General features: G+C 67.3%; 11 protein-coding genes. 4 read left to right on the top strand and 7 right to left on the bottom strand.

The annotated features are described in order from the left end of the window. Positions 1-254: 254 nt before the first annotated feature. Positions 255-4,148 (top strand): beta-galactosidase, encoded by a 3,894-nt coding sequence (locus MA09_RS20105; protein WP_229440792.1) that lies wholly within the window; start codon positions 255-257, stop codon positions 4,146-4,148. A 177-nt stretch (positions 4,149-4,325) separates the two neighbouring features. Continuing rightward, positions 4,326-5,081 (top strand): hypothetical protein, encoded by a 756-nt coding sequence (locus tag MA09_RS20100; protein ID WP_152594725.1) that lies wholly within the window; start codon positions 4,326-4,328, stop codon positions 5,079-5,081. 302 nt (positions 5,082-5,383) lie between these two features. On the opposite strand, the gene MA09_RS20095 is transcribed toward MA09_RS20100, so the two are convergent. The 7 genes from MA09_RS20095 to MA09_RS20065 all read right to left on the bottom strand — a co-directional run bounded on the left by MA09_RS20095 (position 5,384) and on the right by MA09_RS20065 (position 13,617). Beyond that, positions 5,384-6,529 carry a glycerophosphodiester phosphodiesterase gene (locus MA09_RS20095; protein ID WP_373887857.1) on the bottom strand — a complete coding sequence of 382 codons (1,146 nt, stop codon included), beginning with the start codon at positions 6,527-6,529 and terminating at the stop codon, positions 5,384-5,386. 104 nt (positions 6,530-6,633) lie between these two features. Further along, positions 6,634-8,031 (bottom strand): FGGY-family carbohydrate kinase, encoded by a 1,398-nt coding sequence (locus MA09_RS20090; RefSeq protein ID WP_036252380.1) that lies wholly within the window; start codon positions 8,029-8,031, stop codon positions 6,634-6,636. Between the two features lie 17 nt (positions 8,032-8,048). Continuing rightward, positions 8,049-9,098, bottom strand: coding sequence for an ABC transporter permease (locus MA09_RS20085; protein WP_081897714.1), 1,050 nt, complete (start codon positions 9,096-9,098; stop codon positions 8,049-8,051). Beyond that, positions 9,095-10,090 (bottom strand): ABC transporter permease, encoded by a 996-nt coding sequence (locus tag MA09_RS20080; RefSeq protein ID WP_036252378.1) that lies wholly within the window; start codon positions 10,088-10,090, stop codon positions 9,095-9,097. The genes MA09_RS20085 and MA09_RS20080 overlap by 4 nt, the downstream gene beginning before the upstream one ends. Positions 10,091-10,092: 2 nt before the next feature. Next, positions 10,093-11,670, bottom strand: a complete 1,578-nt coding sequence (locus tag MA09_RS20075) for a sugar ABC transporter ATP-binding protein (RefSeq protein WP_081897713.1) — start codon at positions 11,668-11,670, stop codon at positions 10,093-10,095. Between the two features lie 70 nt (positions 11,671-11,740). Further along, positions 11,741-12,760, bottom strand: a complete 1,020-nt coding sequence (gene rhaS / locus MA09_RS20070) for a rhamnose ABC transporter substrate-binding protein (protein ID WP_036252376.1) — start codon at positions 12,758-12,760, stop codon at positions 11,741-11,743. Then, positions 12,757-13,617: a DeoR/GlpR family DNA-binding transcription regulator gene (locus tag MA09_RS20065; protein ID WP_036252374.1), complete on the bottom strand. Its 861-nt coding sequence runs from the start codon at positions 13,615-13,617 to the stop codon at positions 12,757-12,759. Before MA09_RS20065 ends, rhaS begins: the two co-directional genes overlap by 4 nt. A gap of 367 nt (positions 13,618-13,984) precedes the next feature. Between MA09_RS20065 and MA09_RS20060 the strand changes: the two genes are divergently transcribed. Together MA09_RS20060 and rhaI are read left to right on the top strand one after the other, a co-directional pair. Continuing rightward, positions 13,985-16,093 (top strand): bifunctional rhamnulose-1-phosphate aldolase/short-chain dehydrogenase, encoded by a 2,109-nt coding sequence (locus MA09_RS20060; protein WP_152594724.1) that lies wholly within the window; start codon positions 13,985-13,987, stop codon positions 16,091-16,093. A gap of 67 nt (positions 16,094-16,160) precedes the next feature. After that, the gene (gene rhaI / locus MA09_RS20055) at positions 16,161-17,468 is read left to right on the top strand and encodes an L-rhamnose catabolism isomerase (RefSeq protein WP_036252370.1); all 1,308 of its coding nucleotides are present in this window, start codon (positions 16,161-16,163) and stop codon (positions 17,466-17,468) included. The last annotated feature ends 1 nt before the right edge of the window (position 17,469 follow it).

The following is a 17,469-nucleotide window of genomic DNA, read 5'->3' as shown; positions in this document are numbered from 1 at the left end:
CGCTGTTGCGTCACGGCTGTCGGGGCGCCAGGGATGGGCTCCGCGGTGCCAATCTTTGCATAGCCGGCAACGCGTGCGCGCGGGTGCGCGAAATACTCATCCATTTGAGCGAATGCCTGCCCGCGTCCGGCCATCCGATCAGCTGCCTGATTCTTTCGCCGCGAGGCTGATCGAAGCGCGGCCGAGCACCTACAATGCCCAGGGGCGCCGCCACCCGATGAGCAGGCGCACGAGAATACAAAAAAGGAGACACCTTGCCGAATACCTCCCCATCCAGGCCCCCGGCCCTGGCAACAGGGCTTGTCACGTCGCTTTCTGCTCCCCGCGCGCTTTCCCTGCGTGCCGCCGCGCTCAGCGCCGCGCTTGCCGCTTCCACCGTCCTGGGCGGGCCGGCGTTTGCCCAGGAACTGGGCATCCCGCAAGGGTCCGGCCTGCAGGCCGGCACTGCCAGCGCCACTGCCGCATCCCAGTCCGGACAAACCGTCCTGATGCCTGCGCTGACCGCGGGCGCGGCCAATACCTTGAGCCTGCTGTCGTCGCAGGACGGCGCCAACTTCACGTCGCTGGTATCCGAAGCCTGGACGCCGCCGTCCGGCAAGCTGCAGGACCCGACCCTGGCGCGCCATGCCGACGGCCGCTACGTCCTGGCCTATGCCAGCGCTGCGCCCGGGACGATCGGCCTGGCTTCGTCGCCGGACCTGCGCCGCTGGGATGCCGTGCGCGAGGTGCGCCTGGGCACAGGCCAGGTCCGTTCGCCCAACTGGGTACGCAGCAACGACAAGCAGCTCCATCTGGTAGCGACCCTGCCGGCGGCCGGGGGCGGGCAGGGCGCCCATGTGCTCACCCCGGATGCGACGCTGGCCAACTGGCCGGCCCCCGTGCCGATGCGCGGCCTGGAGTCCGGCTATCTCGACACCGTGGCCGTTTCCGACGGCGATGGCTATGTCGCCGTCGCGCGTGAAGCGCGCAGCGGCCGCCTGGTGCTGGCCCGGGCAGCCGACGTGAAAGGACCATGGCGCATCGAGCAGCAATCGAACCTGAGCGCCCTGGACGCAGGCTTGAAGCCGGCCGGGTTGGTGCGCCTGGGTGCGACGCTGCGCCTCTATACCCGAAGCGAAGGCGGGGACCGGGCCTGGTTCAGTGACAGCCAGGACGGCGGCCGGACCTGGGCCGCGCAAGCCCGCCTGACCGGAACCGCCGCGATGGCGTCCTCGTTCGGCGTCATGGGCGAAGCGTCGCCAACGCTCGCCGGGATCACCGCACCGAAGGGCCGCCCCAAGGCGGTCACCTGGGACCAGTATTCGCTCAAGATCGACGGCAAGCGCGTCGTCGTCTGGTCGGGCGAGATCCATCCGTTCCGCCTGCCGAATCCGTCGCTGTGGCGCGACGTGATGCAGAAGATGAAGGCGCTCGGCTTCAACGGCGTGGCCTTCTATTTCGACTGGGGCTACCATTCGCCGGCGCCGGGCGTGTACGACTTCTCGGGCATCCGCAACGTCGAGCGCGCGCTGCAGATCGCGGAAGAAGAGGGCATGTACATCATCGCCCGCACCGGCCCCTACATCAATTCCGAGCTGACCGGCGGCGGCTATCCGGGCTGGATGTTCCGCAACCGCGGCGAGGCGCGCACCGACGATCCGGTCTACCTGTCGGCGGTCGACGAATGGATGACCCAGGTGAACGCGATCATCGCGCGCCACCAGGTGACCGACGGCGGCGGCAACGTGATCGCCTACCAGCTCGAGAACGAACTGGGCAAGGTCGAACCGAAGCACGTGCGCCAGATGGAGCACCTGGCGCGCAAGGCGCGTGCGGACGGCATCCAGGTGCCCTTCTTCCACAACTCGGCCGGCCGCCTGCCCGACTGGACGCCGAAAGGCTCGACCGCGCCCTGGGCCAACCCCGGCCCAACCGACATCTACGCCTTCGACGGCTACCCGGGCGGCAGCTGCAACGTGCATGCCGACCCTTCCGGCGCGAACAAGGCGCCGGACTGGGGCATCTACGCCACTCCCGGCCCGCGCGCCGGGGCGCTGTCTTCGCCCAACACGCCCGGCTTTGCTGCCGAGCTGGGCGGCGGCTGGTTCGACTACTGGGGATCGAACGGCACCTACCACTGCACCGCCGAGCGCCAGGGCACGGGCTACCAGCGGGTCTTCTACGGCACCAACCTGATCAACCGCATCACGATCCACAACGTCTACATGACCTTCGGCGGCACCTCCTGGGGCTGGCTGGCCGGCCCGGTCGTGTACACCTCCTACGACTACGGCGCCCCGATCTCGGAAGACCGCGGCCTGCGCCCGAAAGCCTATGCGCTCAAGCAGCAGGGCATGTTCGTACAGGCGGCCGAGCAGGTGCTGGCCGAGATGGACAAGGGACCCGCCCTGGCCCCGGCGGACGGCAAGGTCAAGGTCTACCACAACGTCAACCGGCGCCTGGGCACCCACGTGATCTTCGCGGCCCACAATCCCACCGACGGCAAGGGCGAGGAAGCCTTCAGCGTCAGGCTGGCCACCCGGGACGGCGAGTACACGTTCGGCACCACCTTGCGCGGCCAGGATGCGCGCATGCTGCTGGCCTCCTACGACATGGAGCGCCAGCGCCTGGTGTACTCGACCTCCGAGCTGCAGACCCATTTCCGCAACGGCGAACGCGATATCGTCCTGCTGCACGGGCGCGACCGCCAGCCGGGCCAGACCGTGCTGCGCTATTCCAGCGCACCGACGGTGGAAGTGCTGGCCGGGCAGGTCAAGTCGCGCTGGGATGCCGCCAAGGGCGACCTGGTGCTGGACTACGTGCACGACGGCCTGGCGCGGGTGCGCATCTCGGGCGGCGGCAGGGCGCCGATGCTGCTCCTGCTGGCCGACGAGCCCACCAGCCTGCGCTTCTGGACCCAGGAGACGGGCGCCGGCCGCGCGCTGCAGCTCTCGCCGGCGCTGGTGCGCTCGGCACAGCTCTCCGCGGGCAAGCTCGTCATGCGCGGCGACGCGGGCGAAGACAGCAGCTTCGAGATCTGGGGACCGGCCTTCGAGGCGGCCAGCTTCAACGGCCAGGACCTGGCCTTGAGCCGCCAGCCGGACGGCAGCGTGCGCGGCGGGACGGTCAAGGGGCCGGAGGCGGTGACCCTGCCGGACCTGTCCCGCCTGGCCTGGACGCGCCGCATGGACAGCCTGGAAAGCGCGCCGCGCTTCGACGACAGTGCCTGGGTGCAGGCCGACCGCCGTCCGTCGGCGGCCCAGACCTGGACCATGCCGGAACGCGGCCAGCCGACCCTGGCGATGAGCGACTACGGCTTCCACCACGGCGACGTGTGGTACCGCGGGCGCTTCACGAGCACGGACCCGAAGGCCAACCAGCTGGAGCTGTTCTACGGCGCCGGCGGCGCGGGCCTGATCCAGGTCTGGATCGACGGCCGCTTCGTCGGCCAGCACGAGCTCGACACCGGCCGCTCCTTCCCGGAGACCACCGACAGCGTCAAGCTGTCGCTCGGCGACCTGAAGCCGGGCGAGCACGTCATCTCGGTCATGGTGCGCAACAACGCCCACAACTGGAACCTGATGGCCGACGACTACCACCGCGAGGCGCGCGGCCTGATCTCGGCCTCGCTCACCAAGCGTGGCGGCCAGCGCTTCGCGGTGCCGATCGCCTGGCGCATCCAGGGCCGCCAGGGCGGCGAGGAGATCGTCGACCGCCTGCGCGGGCCGATGAACAACGGCGGCCTGTTCGGCGAACGCCAGGGCTGGCATTTGCCGCTGGCCTCGCCGAAAGGCTGGCAGGCGGCGCGCACCACCGATGCTCCGCCGGCGGCCGGTACCTATTGGCTGCGCACCAGCTTCAAGCTCGACCTGCCGCGCGGCCACGACGTGCAGCTGGGCCTGGCCTTCGGCGATACCAGCAAACCGCGCTCGGACCGCGAGAACCGGGCGCTGATCTTCGTGAACGGGTGGAACATGGGGCAGTTCATCGCTCACATCGGCCCGCAACGCACCTTCGTGATCCCGCCGGGCATCCTGAACCCGAACGGCGAGAACACGGTCGCGCTGGCGGTGACGACCGACGGGCGCAAGGAGAATGCGCTGGAGCCGGTCAAGCTGGTCAAGCTGCGTTCGGTGCGCGGCGGGGTGGATCTCGAGATCATGCAATAAGCAGGGCCAGGCGCGATGTCGGCAATTCGCATCGTACTGGCCGCGCTCGCGCGATCCTGATCGTGGTATGAAGTGGCGCTTTGGAAACATTTTGTTTCCAATCAGCGCTAGCTTGGATTTGGCGTTTTGCTATTCTGCACAAGCTGTTTTTCGCTGACGCCAACCGACTTCATCATCATGCGACTGTTGATCCTGCTTTGTGCATTCCTGTCATCGCTCACCCATGCGGGGACGCGTGCCGTCTACGAGCAGGCCGCCGATCCGGCCAGGCTGGTATTTGAAATCGCCGACAACGGCGATTTCCGCGCCGGCGCCCCAGGCGGACGGCAGTACCGCCTGGTGTTGTCGGGCGAGGCCTTCCAGGTGGCCGAGCTCGACGGCAGGCCGGTGGTGGCGCGTCTCGGGGACATCGAAGAAGTCTTGCGCGCGAACGCGAACGGCGTCGGGCGCGGCATCATGCGGTCGCTTACCGCACTGGCGGCAGCCACGCCGCAGCGTCTCGTGCACAAGGGGCCGATCGAGATCAACGGCTGGCACGGCGAGGTATACAACATCCGCGGCGCGCAGTGGGAGTTCGACCGCTACGGTGCATACCGCGATCCGGAAGGCGCGCCCTATTACGTGCTCAGCCGCGACCCGGCGCTGCGCCAGGTCGGCCCGGCCCTGACGGCGTTGACGGCGGGCGACCTGGCCTTCGGCCGTCATCTGCTGGCCGACAGCGCCATTCGTACGCTGCTGGATACGCTCGAACGGCTCGCGGCTCGAGGAACACTGGTCGAAAGCAGCGAGAACGGATTGCAGCTGGTGCAGGCCGAGCAGGTCCGGATCGGACCGGCGCGCCTGGCCCTGCCTGCCCAGCCCATGAGCCTTGCAGCGCTGTCGACACTGGTCCGGGAAGGACGCAACCCATTCCTGGCAATCACCGCGCAATGATGCGGCGCCCCGAGCGCCGTCCTCAGCGCATGGCGATCCGCGATCGGATCACCACGCTCCAGGCCAGGCATGGATCGGGACGATAGCGCATCACCATCCCGGTGTCGGCCGTCGGGATGCGGCGATTTCAGGCTGGTGCGGGCCAGGCGACCTGCAAGGGTGCGCAGCGGCCCATCACGAAACAGCCTCGGTGCCGGCGAAACCAGAGCGGGGCGACATGATTCAGATTTCGCGGCCTGGCAAGAAATTTTGTATCACGATCCTGCTCCGGCGGTATCGCGGCTCCCGGATCCCGGCAGCGCTCACTTCCTGGTGAATGCGTTCACGGCAGCACGGCCGACTGCCGGATCGTCGGTAAAGAAGCCGTCGATGCCGGCGTCGAGGTAGGCGCGGATCTCGGCGGCCGCGTTCCCGCGCCCGCTGGGCGAGGTGGCAGGCGCGGCGCGCAGGCTCACCGGCAGGAAGGGGTTTTCCGGCCGCAGGGTCCAGGTGTGCACCTTCAGGCCGGCCGCGCGGGCGTTCGCGACGAACTGCGTCGGTGTCCCCAGTTCATTGGCGCTCGTCCGGGGAATGATGATTTCCTTGTACGGCGACACGACGTCCGCATAGGTGGCGATCTCCTTCAGCCCGGCGGCCGTGACCAGGTCGGCGTAGGTGCGGCCGTTCTTCGCCGCGACGAAGTCGTAAGGCGCATTGGCCGGATTGTCGAGCAGCTGCACCAGGCGCATGTCGGTCATGGTGCGCAGCTCCTTCAGGTTGGCGGTCTCGAAGGACTGGATGAATACGGCGGCATCCTTGCCGCGGTAGCCGTTCGCGAGCAGGGTATCGACGAGGCGGCGCTCCATCGGCAGGCCGATCGACTTGAAATAGCTCGGGTGCTTGGTTTCCGGATAGATGCCGATCACCTTGTTGCGCGCCTGGCTCTCGCGCTTGACCAGGTCGATGATCTCCTGCAGCGTGGGGATCTCGAACTGGTCGTTGTAGGCGACGTTGGCGGGGCGGTTCGCGGGAATGCGTTCGCGGGCGCGCAGGGTCTTCAGCTCCGCCAGCGTGAAATCCTCGGTGAACCAGCCGGTAACGGGCACGCCGTCGATGGTTTTGCTTGCCTTGCGCGCGGCGAACTGCGGCAGTGTCGCCACGTTGGTGGTGCCGGAGATCTCGTTCTCATGGCGCGCCACCAGCACGCCGTCCTTGGTCGGCACCAGGTCGGGCTCGACGATGTCGGCGCCATCCTCGATGGCCTTCTGGTAGGCGGCGAGTGTGTGCTCCGGACGCACGGCCGAGGCGCCGCGGTGGGCGGTCACGGTCGGGATCGGCGGCCAGCTGGCGCCGGGGTTCTGCAGGTCGAGGCCGTCGTCGCTGCCGCAGCCGGTCGCGAAGACGGCGACGGCGGCCAGGGCGATCAGGGAAGGAAGACGAACTGAAAACAGGGAAACGCGTCGCTGCACGGTGAACTCCAGGTTGTTAAACGTGCAGCGAATTTAACAATCGGATATGACCGTCCCGTGACGGCCACCCGCAGTGCGAAGGGGCTCGATCGCGTCCGGGTGCCTCAGCCGGCAGCCGCTGCCGGAACCCCGGTTTGCTGCAAGGCTTCGCGCCACTTCGCGCGGTAGGCTTCCAGGCCGGCGAGCGCGCGGGGAGGCTTCGGCACACCGGCGCCTGGCGGCGTGGCGTCGCGATAGCGCAGCAGCCAGCCGCCGCAGGTGGTGCCGCTGGCGTCGTCGGAATAGCTCAGCGCCTGTTGCGGGCGCAAGCCCCCCAAGAGCGGACCGAACCAGGGGTTGGCGGTGAAGCTGCCCTCGACGGTGATGGGGCCGCGCGCACCGAGCGCATCGAGGCAGTAGTCCGTCATCAGCACGCAATACAGGGTGGCCAGCGCGAAGCGCTCGCCGGCGTCAACCGGGGCCGGGCCCTCGATCCGTCCGGCACGGCCGGCGAACGGCCCGCCGCTCTCGGCGAAGCAGGGAATCGCCATGCTGCCGCGCGCCACCATCTGCTCGAGCTGGAGGTAGGAACAGGTGGCCGGCTGGTCGCCTGCCAGGGCCGCGAATTCACGCCCGCCCATGAAGCGCATGCAGGCCACCGGCTGGCCCAGGGCATTGGTATTGGCCAGCATGTCGGCGTCTTCGCGCAGGCCGTCCAGGCTTGTGCCGAAGGCGGCGGCGATCACCCAGGTGCCGGTCGAGAGCACCGTGCGCGGCGTGCCGGCACTGTCCCGGCCCAGGTAGCGCACCAGCGAGGCATTGCTGTCGTGGATGCCGCACAGGACTTCGCAGTCCGGCGACAGCCCGGTGGCTTGCGCCACTTCCGGGCGCAGGGTGCCGAGCGAGGCGCAGGGGAGGGCGATCGGCGGCAGCTTGTCCTGCCAGCCCATGCGCGCCGGCAGGGAAGAATAATCCTGGCGCACCGGGTCCCACATGTCGGTATGGCAGCCGAGCGACGTCGCTTCGCCGGCAGCCGTGCCGCACAGGCGCCAGGCCCAGTATTGGGGGTACATCAGGATGTGGCGCGCGCGTGCGAACTGCTCGGGATGACGCTGCTGCAGCCAGGCCAGCTGGCGGCCCAGGTTCAGGCCGGCCGGCAGCAGGGGCGAGTAGGTCTCCCCGTACGACGGGCGCAGGGCTGCGTAGTCCAGGCCGGGCAATGCGGCTTCGTAGTCGAGCACCGGCAGGACCAGGCCCGCGTTGTCCACCAGGGCGGCGGTGGCGCCGTGGGTTACCGGGACGATCGCGGAAACCCGCGCCTGCTTCGCGAAGCCGCGGCAGGTCGCCAGCATCCAGTTCCAGATGCCCTCGGTGTCGTGGTGCGGGTAGGGGCCGTCGTTCAGGATGGCGTTCGGGCGGCGCGCTTGCGCGACGGTGTGGCCGCTGGCTGCGACCAGGGCCAGCTTGACGTTGGTCTTGCCGATGTCGAGAACGATGAGGGCGTCGCCTGTCCGTGCTTGCATGTTGAATCGAATCCTGGTCAGTGGCGGGTTGGCTTGCCGCGCAGGAGGCGCGACAGGGCGATGGTGCCAAGCAACAGCACGCCCACGACGATGGTCATGTAGATGCCGGGGACGTTGGCCAGGGCCAGGCCGTAGGTCACGGCGCCCATGGTCAGCACGGCCAGCATCACGCCGCCGATGGTGCCGGCGCCGCCGGCGATGCTCACGCCGCCCAGGATCACCATGGTGATGATTTCCAGTTCCCAGCCGGTGGCGATGTTCGGACGGGTGCTGTCGATGCGGCCGGTCAGGAGAAAAGCGGCCAGGCCGGCCATCGCGCCGGTCAACATGAACAGGCCCAGGCGATAGCGGTCGACGGCGATGCCGGAGAAACGCGCTGCGTCCGGATTGTTGCCGATCGCGTAGATGCGGCGGCCCGTCGAGGTCCAGTGCAGCACCAGCGCGAACAGCAGGGCGAAGCCGAGCAGGATGACGAAGGAGCGCGGCACCATGCCGAAGAACACGCCCTGGCCCCAGTCGGCCATCAGCTGGGGGTAATTGGTGAAGGCCTTGTCGCCCAGCACCACGCTGCCCAGGCCCCGGTACAGCGAGAAGGTGCCGATGGTGACGACGATCGACGGCAGCATGAAGCGGGTGACCAGGAAGCCGTTCAGCCAGCCGCACAGCAGTCCGGTGCCCAGCGCCACGAACAGCAGGCTGCCGGCCGGGGCCCCGGCCTGGTGGGCCAGGCCCATCGCCACCGAGGACAGCGCCAGGGTGCCGGCCACCGAGATGTCGATCTCGCGGCAGATGATGAGCAGCGCCATCGGCAGCGCGATCAGCGCCTTTTCGCTGAAGTTGGCGGTGCCGTCCAGCAGGTTGTACGGGTCGAGGAAGTGCGGCAGGGTGATGCTGCCCGTGACGAACACGGCCAGCAGCAGCAAGGCAAGCAGGCTTTCCCAGCGTACGGCCAGGTGGCGCAGGGACCGTTGTTCGCGATCCAGGATCGTGTAGCGTGCGTTGCCGGCTGCGGCTTCCGGGTTGATCACCGCCTCGGCTTCGGTTTGTGCAATGGTGGTCGCGTTCACGCGGCGCTCCTCAAGTTGTCAAGCTTGTGCAGCGGCAGGATCTGGCGGCTGCGGTTGCGGTTGCCTCGTGCATTCATCAGGACGGCGACCAGGATCACGGCACCGGTCAGGGCGCTTTGCCAGAACGGCGAGACCTGCAGCACCGGCAGGGCATTGCCGATCACGGACAGGAACAGCGCGCCCAGCATGGCGCCCAGTACCGAGCCGACACCGCCGGCGATGCTCACTCCGCCGATCACGCAGGCGGCGATGACGGTGAGTTCGAAGCCGTAGGCGATCTCGGTGTAGGCGACGGCGTAGCGCGCCACCCACAGGTAGCCGCACAGGCCGGCGACCATGCCCGACAGGCCATAGGTCCAGAACAGGCGCTTGGCGGTCGGGATGCCGATGTAGGCGGCGCAGTGCGGCGCGTTGCCGATGGCGTACAGGTCGCGGCCGAAGCGGGTATAGCGGGCCACGAAGGTCATCGCCAGCACGGTGGCGAGCGCGATCCACACCAGGTGCGGCAGGCCGAGCAGGCGCTGCAGTGGAAAGGCGACGAAGCCGGCCGGCATCTGGTGGGCCGAGACCCAGGTACCGCCCGAGATGACGAACACCAGGCCGCGGTAAACGCTCATGGTGCCGAGGGTAACCACGATCGGCGGCAATTGCAGGTAACCGATCAGCCAGCCGTTCAGCAGCCCGGCGACCAGGCCGGTGAGCGTCGCGGCGAGCATCACGACGACCAGCGGCAGGCCCGGATTGGCGGCGGCCAGCATGGCCGCGACCATGCCCGCCAGGGCCAGGGTAGAAGCGACCGACAGGTCGATGCCGCGCGTGACGATCACCAGCATCTGGGTGAGAGCGAGCATCACGAGCAGGGTGCTGTCGGTGAGCAGGTTGGCGAGCGACTGCGGGCTCAGGAAGACCGGCGCGCGCATGCCGACCAGCAGCACCAGCGCGACCACCATCAGGGCGAGCAGGGGCTCGCGTTGCTTGAGAAGGTTTTTCATGTTCATGCTGCCACCTCGCTGGGGGCGTCGAGGTCGACACCGGATGCCGCCGCGACCACGGTTTCGGGCGTGGCGTCCTGGCGCGCGAACTCGCGCACCACGCGGCCCTGGCGCATCACGACCACGCGGTCGGCCAGGCCCAGCACTTCGGGCAGTTCGGAGGACACCAGGATGACCGACAGGCCGCGCTTGACCAGTTCGCTGATGAAGCGGTGCACGGCGGCCTTGGAGCCGATGTCGATGCCCTTGGTCGGCTCATCCAGGATGATGACCTTCGGATCGGTGGCCAGCCATTTGCCGAGCACCACCTTCTGCTGGTTGCCGCCCGAGAGTTCGGCGACGTTCTGCTGCAGGTGGTGGGCCTTGAGCTCGAGCTGTTCGGCAAAGCGCCGCGCCAGCTGGGCCTCAAGCCGGGCGCGGGGGAAGAAGCCGAAGCGGGACAGCACGGCCAAGGTGATGTTGTGCTGGATCGGCTGGCTCAGGTGCGCCCCATGCTGCTGGCGGTCTTCCGGCACGTAGGCCAGGCCGCGGGCGATGGCGTCGCGCGGGGCGCGGAAAGCCGCATCCCGGCCTTCCAGGCGCACGCTGCCGCGCACATTGGAGGTCAGGCCGAACAGCGCTTGCATCACTTCCGAGCGGCCGGCGCCGACCAGGCCGTAGAAGCCGAGGATCTCACCACGGCGCAGGGTGAAGCTGACGTCCTGGAATTCGGTCGGGTGGCACAGGTTCTGCACCTCCAGCAGCGGGGCGCCGATCTCGACCTGGGCCTTCGGATAGGCCTGGTGGACGGCGCGGCCCACCATCAGGGCCACCAGTTCCGGCTCGCTGATGTCGGCCAGGCGGCCTTCGGCCACGAACTGGCCGTCGCGCAGCACGGTATAGCAATCGGCGACTTCGTAGATCTCGTCGAACTTGTGCGAGATGAAGATGACGGCGGTGCCGGCGGCCTTGAGCTGGTCGATGATGCGGTACAGCTCGCGGATCTCGCGCTGCGACAGGGCGGCGGTCGGCTCGTCCATGATCACCACGCGCGCATCCTGCGACAGGGCGCGCGCGATCTCGACGAAGTGGCGCTGCGCCACCGACAGGTCGCGCACGCGGGCGCGCACCGGCAGGGCGACTTCGAGGCGCGCGAACAGGCGCTCGGCTTCCTGCTCGATGTGGGCCCAGTCGATGCGCTTGGCGGCGCCTCGCGTGGGGTGGCGCCCGACGTAGATGTTTTCGGCGACCGACAGTTCGTCGAACATGACGGTTTCCTGGTGCACCGCCGTGATCCCGGCCGCCATCGCCTCCTGCGGGCTGCCGAAGGCGACTTCCTTCCCGTCCAGCAGGATGGTGCCGGCGTCGGGGCGGTGGATCCCGGTCAGGGTCTTGACCAGGGTCGACTTGCCGGCGCCGTTCTCGCCGATCAGGGCCATGACTTCGCCCGGGCGGATGGACAGGCGCACGCCGTTCAGGGCATGGACGCCGTTGAAGCGCTTGGTGATGCCGCTCAGCTGCAGGACCGGCGCGCTCGCAGTATTCGCTGGGCTTGCGTTTGCGCCGGGTAGGGGAGGGCTTGTCAGTTGGGTCACTGGCATACGGGTGTCGCTCAAGGTGAAAGGCGCCGCGCGGAAATCAACGCGCGGCGGTGGAGCCGGGTCGGAACACTCAGAACAGCTTGGCGAACTGCTCGACGTTCTCGGCGTTGTAGGTGAACGGCGGGCCCAGTGCGGCTTCGCCGTTGGCGTCCAGGGTCACGTTGCCAAGGCGGCCGACCGAGACGCTGGCGCCGGGCTCAAGCTTGGCCTTGCCGGTCACGAACTGGTGCGCGGCGTAGGTGGCGGCGTAGCCGAGGTCGATCGGATTCCAGATCGCGAACTCGCGCACGGCCCCGCTCTTGACGTGGCCGGCCATCTCCGATGGCAGGCCGAGGCCGGTGACGAACACCTTGCCCACCAGGCCTTCGTCGGCGACCGCCTTGCTGGCGGCGACGATGCCGACCGTGGTCGGGGCGATGATCGCCTTCAGGTTCGGGTGGCTGCGCAGCAGGCCGATGGCTTCGCGGTAGCTCTTGTCGGACTGGTCGTCGCCGTAGACGGTGGCGACCAGCTTCAGGTCTTTGTATTCGGGCTTTTCCAGCGTCTTCTTCATGACGCCGATCCAGATGTTCTGGTTGGTGGCCTGGGCCGAGGCCGACAGGATCGCCAGCTCGCCCTTGCCGCCGAGTTCCTTGGCGGCCATCTGGATCTGCTTCTCGCCGATCATCTCCGGGTTGGACGGGTTCAGCTGCATCTGGCGACCGCCGGGCGCCAGTCCGCTGTCGAAGGCGATCACCTTGATCCCGCGCTGCATCGCCTTCTTGGTGATCGGCACCAGGGCGTTCGGGTCGTTGGCCGAGACCACGATGGCGTCGACCTTCTGGCTGATCAAGGAGTTGATGATCTCGATCTGGCCTTCGGCGCTGGGCGTGGTCGGGCCGGTGTAGATCACCTCGACGCCGCCGAGCTGGCTTGCCGCTTCCTTGGCGCCGGTGTGGGCGGCGTCGAAGAAGCCGTTGCCCAGGCTTTTCACGACCATCGCGATCTTCGTCTGTTGCGGCTGTTCAGGCTTCTTCTCGCCGCAACCGGCCAGGCCGGCGAGGATGCCGACGGCGGCCGCCGCGAGCAGGATTTTTTTAATCTTCTTCAATGGGAAAGCTCCATCAGGGCTGCGGACTGCAAATCATAGGATGCGCTGTAGCGCGGGGCGCTCGGGGCGGAGGGTTCGCCGTCGGGTTCGACGGTGACCACCTTCACGCCGTACTGCTCGAGCAGCTGCACGGCCTTGTCGGAGGCGTTGGTGTCGGTGATGACGGTGGACACGCGGTCCAGGCCGCACAGGATCAGGCCGGCCTTGCGCGCGAACTTCGAGCTGTCGGCCAGCACGACCAGTTCTTCGGCCTGGCTGATCAGGCGCTTCTCGGCCTGGATCAGCAGCGGGTCGGCTTCCATCAGGCCCAGCAGCGACAGGCCATACACGCTCATGAACATCTTGGTGGCGTAGTGGTGCTGGGTGATGTCGTTATCGAAAGGCGAGAGGATGACGTTCTGCTCGCGGTAGACGCGGCCGCCCGGCACGATGATCTCGTTCTCGCTCGAGACCAGCAGGCGCTCGGCCATCAGGAAGGAGTTCGTGAGGATCTTGAGGTGCTTGTCGGTCAGGAATTCGGCCATCATGAAGGTGGTGGTGCCACCGTTGATGATGATCGTTTCGCCGTCGGTGCACATGCCGGCCGCATGGCGGGCGATGGCACGCTTGCGCGCCGCGAAGCACTGGATGTTGTTCTGGAAGGTTTCGCTGGTCAGCGAAAACTGGCGCGTCTTCGGCAGCAGGTTCTCCGCGCCGCCGCGGGTGCGGGTGAGCAGGTTGCGGCCAGCCAGCCAGCTGATATCGCGACGGACCGTCGCCGGGGATGCGTTGAGCCATTCGACAAGCTGCTGGACTGTTGCCGTCCCATGCTCGGCAAGCAGCTTCAGCAAACGCTTGCGGCGTTTGTGATTCACCATGTTGTCTCCTCCGAAAGCCGTCTGTTTTTATGCGGCATGTCTTTTTGGACGCTGAGCTGTCCGACCGTCGTTCCTCGCGGAATCGCGGTGTGTGACAAAAGTATTAATCAAGCACTGCCGTAACGTCAATCACCAAATGATCAAGGGCCTGATTATTTCGCTTCGCTGCAACGCACAAACGCGCAAATTGATCAACTCGATGATTGATTGAGACTTGGTCAGCAAGTTGATTGTTTCTGCGTTGACACCCCTTATCCCGCTGCTTTCTACTGTCATCCGGTGCCGCAAGGTGTGGCGGCTGCAGGACATTGGAAGAGACGCATCGACCAATTGGCCGGTGACAAAACAATCAACTTGGAGATAATTGATGGGCGCAATGAGCGAAACCAAACAGCGTGAACCGATCACTTCGCGCTGGGACGACAGTGTGGCCGCGAACATGAGCGAGCCGGAACTGTTGCTGTACCGTTCCAACCTGCTGGGTTCGGACCTGCGCATTACCAATTTTGGCGGCGGCAATACCTCGGCCAAGGTCATGATGCTTGACCCGCTGTCGGGCGAGCAGGTCGAGGTCCTGTGGGTGAAGGGTTCGGGCGGCGACCTGGGTTCGATCAAGATGGACGGTTTCTCGACCCTCTACATGGACAAGCTGCAGGCCCTGAAAGGGCGCTACCGCGGCCTCGAGCACGAGGACGAGATGGTCGGCTACCTGCCGCACTGCACCTTCAACCTGAACCCGCGCGCAGCCAGCATCGACACCCCGCTGCACGCCTACATCGCCCACAAGCACGTCGACCACATGCACCCGGATTCGTGCATCGCGATCGCCGCCTGCAAGAACAGCAAGGAACTGACCGCCAAGATCTTCGAGGGCGAACTGGGCTGGCTGCCGTGGCAGCGTCCGGGCTACGACCTGGGCCTGAAGCTGGAAGCCGTCTCGCGCGAAAACCCGCAGCTCAAGGGCATCATTTTGGAAGGCCACGGCCTGTTCACCTGGGGCGACACCGCCAAGTCGTGCTACGAAACCACGCTGGCGATCATCAAGCGCGCCGAGGACTGGCTGGCGGCGAACATCCAGCAGCCGGTGTTCGGCGGCCAGGCCACCCAGGCACTGCCCTCGACCGAGCGCGCGGCCCTGGTGGCGCGACTGATGCCCCTCCTGCGCGGCAAGATCAGCCAGGAAGAATACAAGCTGGGCCACTTCGACGACAGCGACGCCGTGCTGGAATTCGTCTGCAGCGCCGACCTGAAGCCGCTGGCGGCCCTCGGCACCTCCTGCCCGGATCACTTCCTGCGCACCAAGATCCGTCCGCTGGTGCTGGACTTCGACCCGGCTGCGCCGGACTTCGAGCGTCTGGTGGCTGGCCTTGACCAGGCACTCAGCGACTACCGCGCCGACTACACCGCGTACTACGAGCGCTGCAAGCGTTCCAACAGCCCGAAGATCCGCGACGCCAACCCGATCATCTACCTGATCCCGGGCGTCGGCATGCTGTCCTTCGCAAAAGACAAGGCGACCGCGCGCATCGCCGGCGAGTTCTACGTCAACGCCATCAACGTGATGCGCGGCGCGAACGGCGTCGACAGCTACGTCGGCCTGCCGGAACAGGAAGCCTTCGACATCGAGTACTGGCTGCTTGAAGAAGCCAAGCTGCAGCGCATGCCCAAGCCGAAGAGCCTGGCCGGCCGCATCGCCCTGGTGACCGGCGGCGCCGGCGGCATCGGCCAGGCGGTCGCCCGCCAGCTGCTGCAGGAAGGCGCCTGCGTGATGGTCACCGACATCGACAGTGAAGCGCTGGCCGGCGCCCAGCAGGAACTGAGCAAGGTCGCAGGCAAGGACAACGTCGCGGTCGTGCGCGGCAACATCACCAGCGAGGAAGACGTGGCGCAGGTGCTGGCCGACACCGCGCTGCGCTTCGGCGGCGTGGACCTCTTGGTGTCGAACGCCGGCATCGCCTCGGCGGCGCCGCTGGACGAAACCACGCTCGATATTTGGAAGCGCAACCAGGACATCCTGGTGACCGGCTACTTCCTGGTGAGCCGCAGCGCGTACCAAGTGATGAAGCAGCAGAAGCTGGGCGGCAGCATGGTCTTCGTGGGCAGCAAGAACGGCCTGGTGGCGTCAAGCGGCGCCTCGGCCTACTGCACCGCCAAGGCGGCCGAGCTGCACCTGGCCCGCTGCATCGCCCTGGAAGGCGCCGAGCACGGCATCCGCGTCAACGTCGTCAATCCGGACGCGGTCATCAAGGGCTCGCGCATCTGGGACGGCAAGTGGAAGGAAGAGCGCGCCGCATCGAACAAGATCGGCCTCGATGACATCGAAGAGTTCTACCGCAAGCGCAGCATGCTGAAACTGAGCGTGCTGCCGGAAGACATCGCCGAAGCCGTCTACTTCTTCGCCAGCGACAAGTCGGGCAAGAGCACCGGCAACATCCTCAACGTGGACGCCGGCAATGCCGGGGCATTCACCCGCTGAGTTAAACTATAACGCTGCGGAGCGGGGAGCTGAGCCCCCGCCACCGCAGGCACGAAGGAGACAAAGCATGACGAGTACGAAACGCGGCGTGATCAACGCAGGCCTGGTGCAAGACCAGAACGCCAAACTGGAAGCCAACCTGCAGGCAGACTACGACGCCCTGGGCGGCGTGCTGTCGCGCCGCGGTGTGGACATCGACAAACTGACCGCACTGGCGCAAACCTTCGCCGTGGCGGTCCCGAGCTGGGGCGCCGGCACCGGCGGCACGCGCTTCGCGCGCTTCCCGGGCCGCGGCGAGCCGCGCAACGTCTTCGAGAAGATGGAAGACTGCGCCGTGATCAACCAGCTGACCCGCGCCACCCCGGCCGTCTCGCTGCACTTCCCGTGGGACAAGCCGACCGACGTGCAGGAACTGCGCGGCACCGCCGAAGAACTCGGCCTCGGCTTCGACGCCGTCAATTCGAACACCTTCCAGGACCAGGTCGGCCAGGAACACACCTATAAATACGGCAGCCTGACCGCCACCAGCGCCGGGGCACGCGCCCAGGCCGTGGCCCACAACATCGAATGCATCGAGCTGGGCAAGGCGCTCGGCTCGCAGGCCCTGACCGTCTGGGTCGGCGACGGCGCCAACTTCCCGGGCCAGAGCAACCTGCGCGGCGCGCTGGAACGCTACCTGGAAAGCATGCGCCAGATCTACGCCGCGCTGCCGGACGACTGGAACATCTTCATCGAGCACAAGCTGTTCGAGCCGGCCTTCTACGCCACCACCATCGCCGACTGGGGCACCAGCTTCGCCTGCGCCACTACGCTCGGTCCGAAGGCCAAGTGCCTGGTCGACCTGGGCCACCACGCCCCGAACACCAACATCGAGATGATCGTGGCGCGCCTGGCGCAGTTCGGCAAGCTCGGCGGCTTCCACTTCAACGACAGCAAGTACGGCGACGACGACCTCGATTCGGGCTCGATCAACCCGTTCCAGCTGTTCCTGGTCTTCAACGAGCTGGCCGACGCGGCCCTGCGCGAAGGACCGGGCTTCAAGCCGGCCTACATGCTGGACCAGTCGCACAACGTGACCGATCCGATCGAAAGCCTGATGAGCAGCGCGGTGGAAGTGCAGCGCGCCTTCGTGCAGTCGGCCCTGGTCGACCGCAACGAACTGGCCTCGCTGCAGGAGCAGAACGACGTGCTGCAGGCGGCCCAGTGCCTGAAGCGCGCCTTCCGCACCGACGTCGGCCCGATCCTGGCCATGGCCCGCGTCCGCTCGGGCGGCGCCGCCGATCCGGTGGCTGCCTACCGCGCCAGCGGCTACCGCGACCGCGTCGCCAGCGCGCGCCCAGCCAAGGCGGGCGCGAGCAGCAGCGGCATCGTCTGAT

The sequence above is a fragment of the Massilia sp. BSC265 genome, assembly GCF_000740675.1.
Lineage (GTDB): Bacteria > Pseudomonadota > Gammaproteobacteria > Burkholderiales > Burkholderiaceae_D > Telluria.
This window is presented reverse-complemented; position numbering and strand designations above follow the sequence as displayed.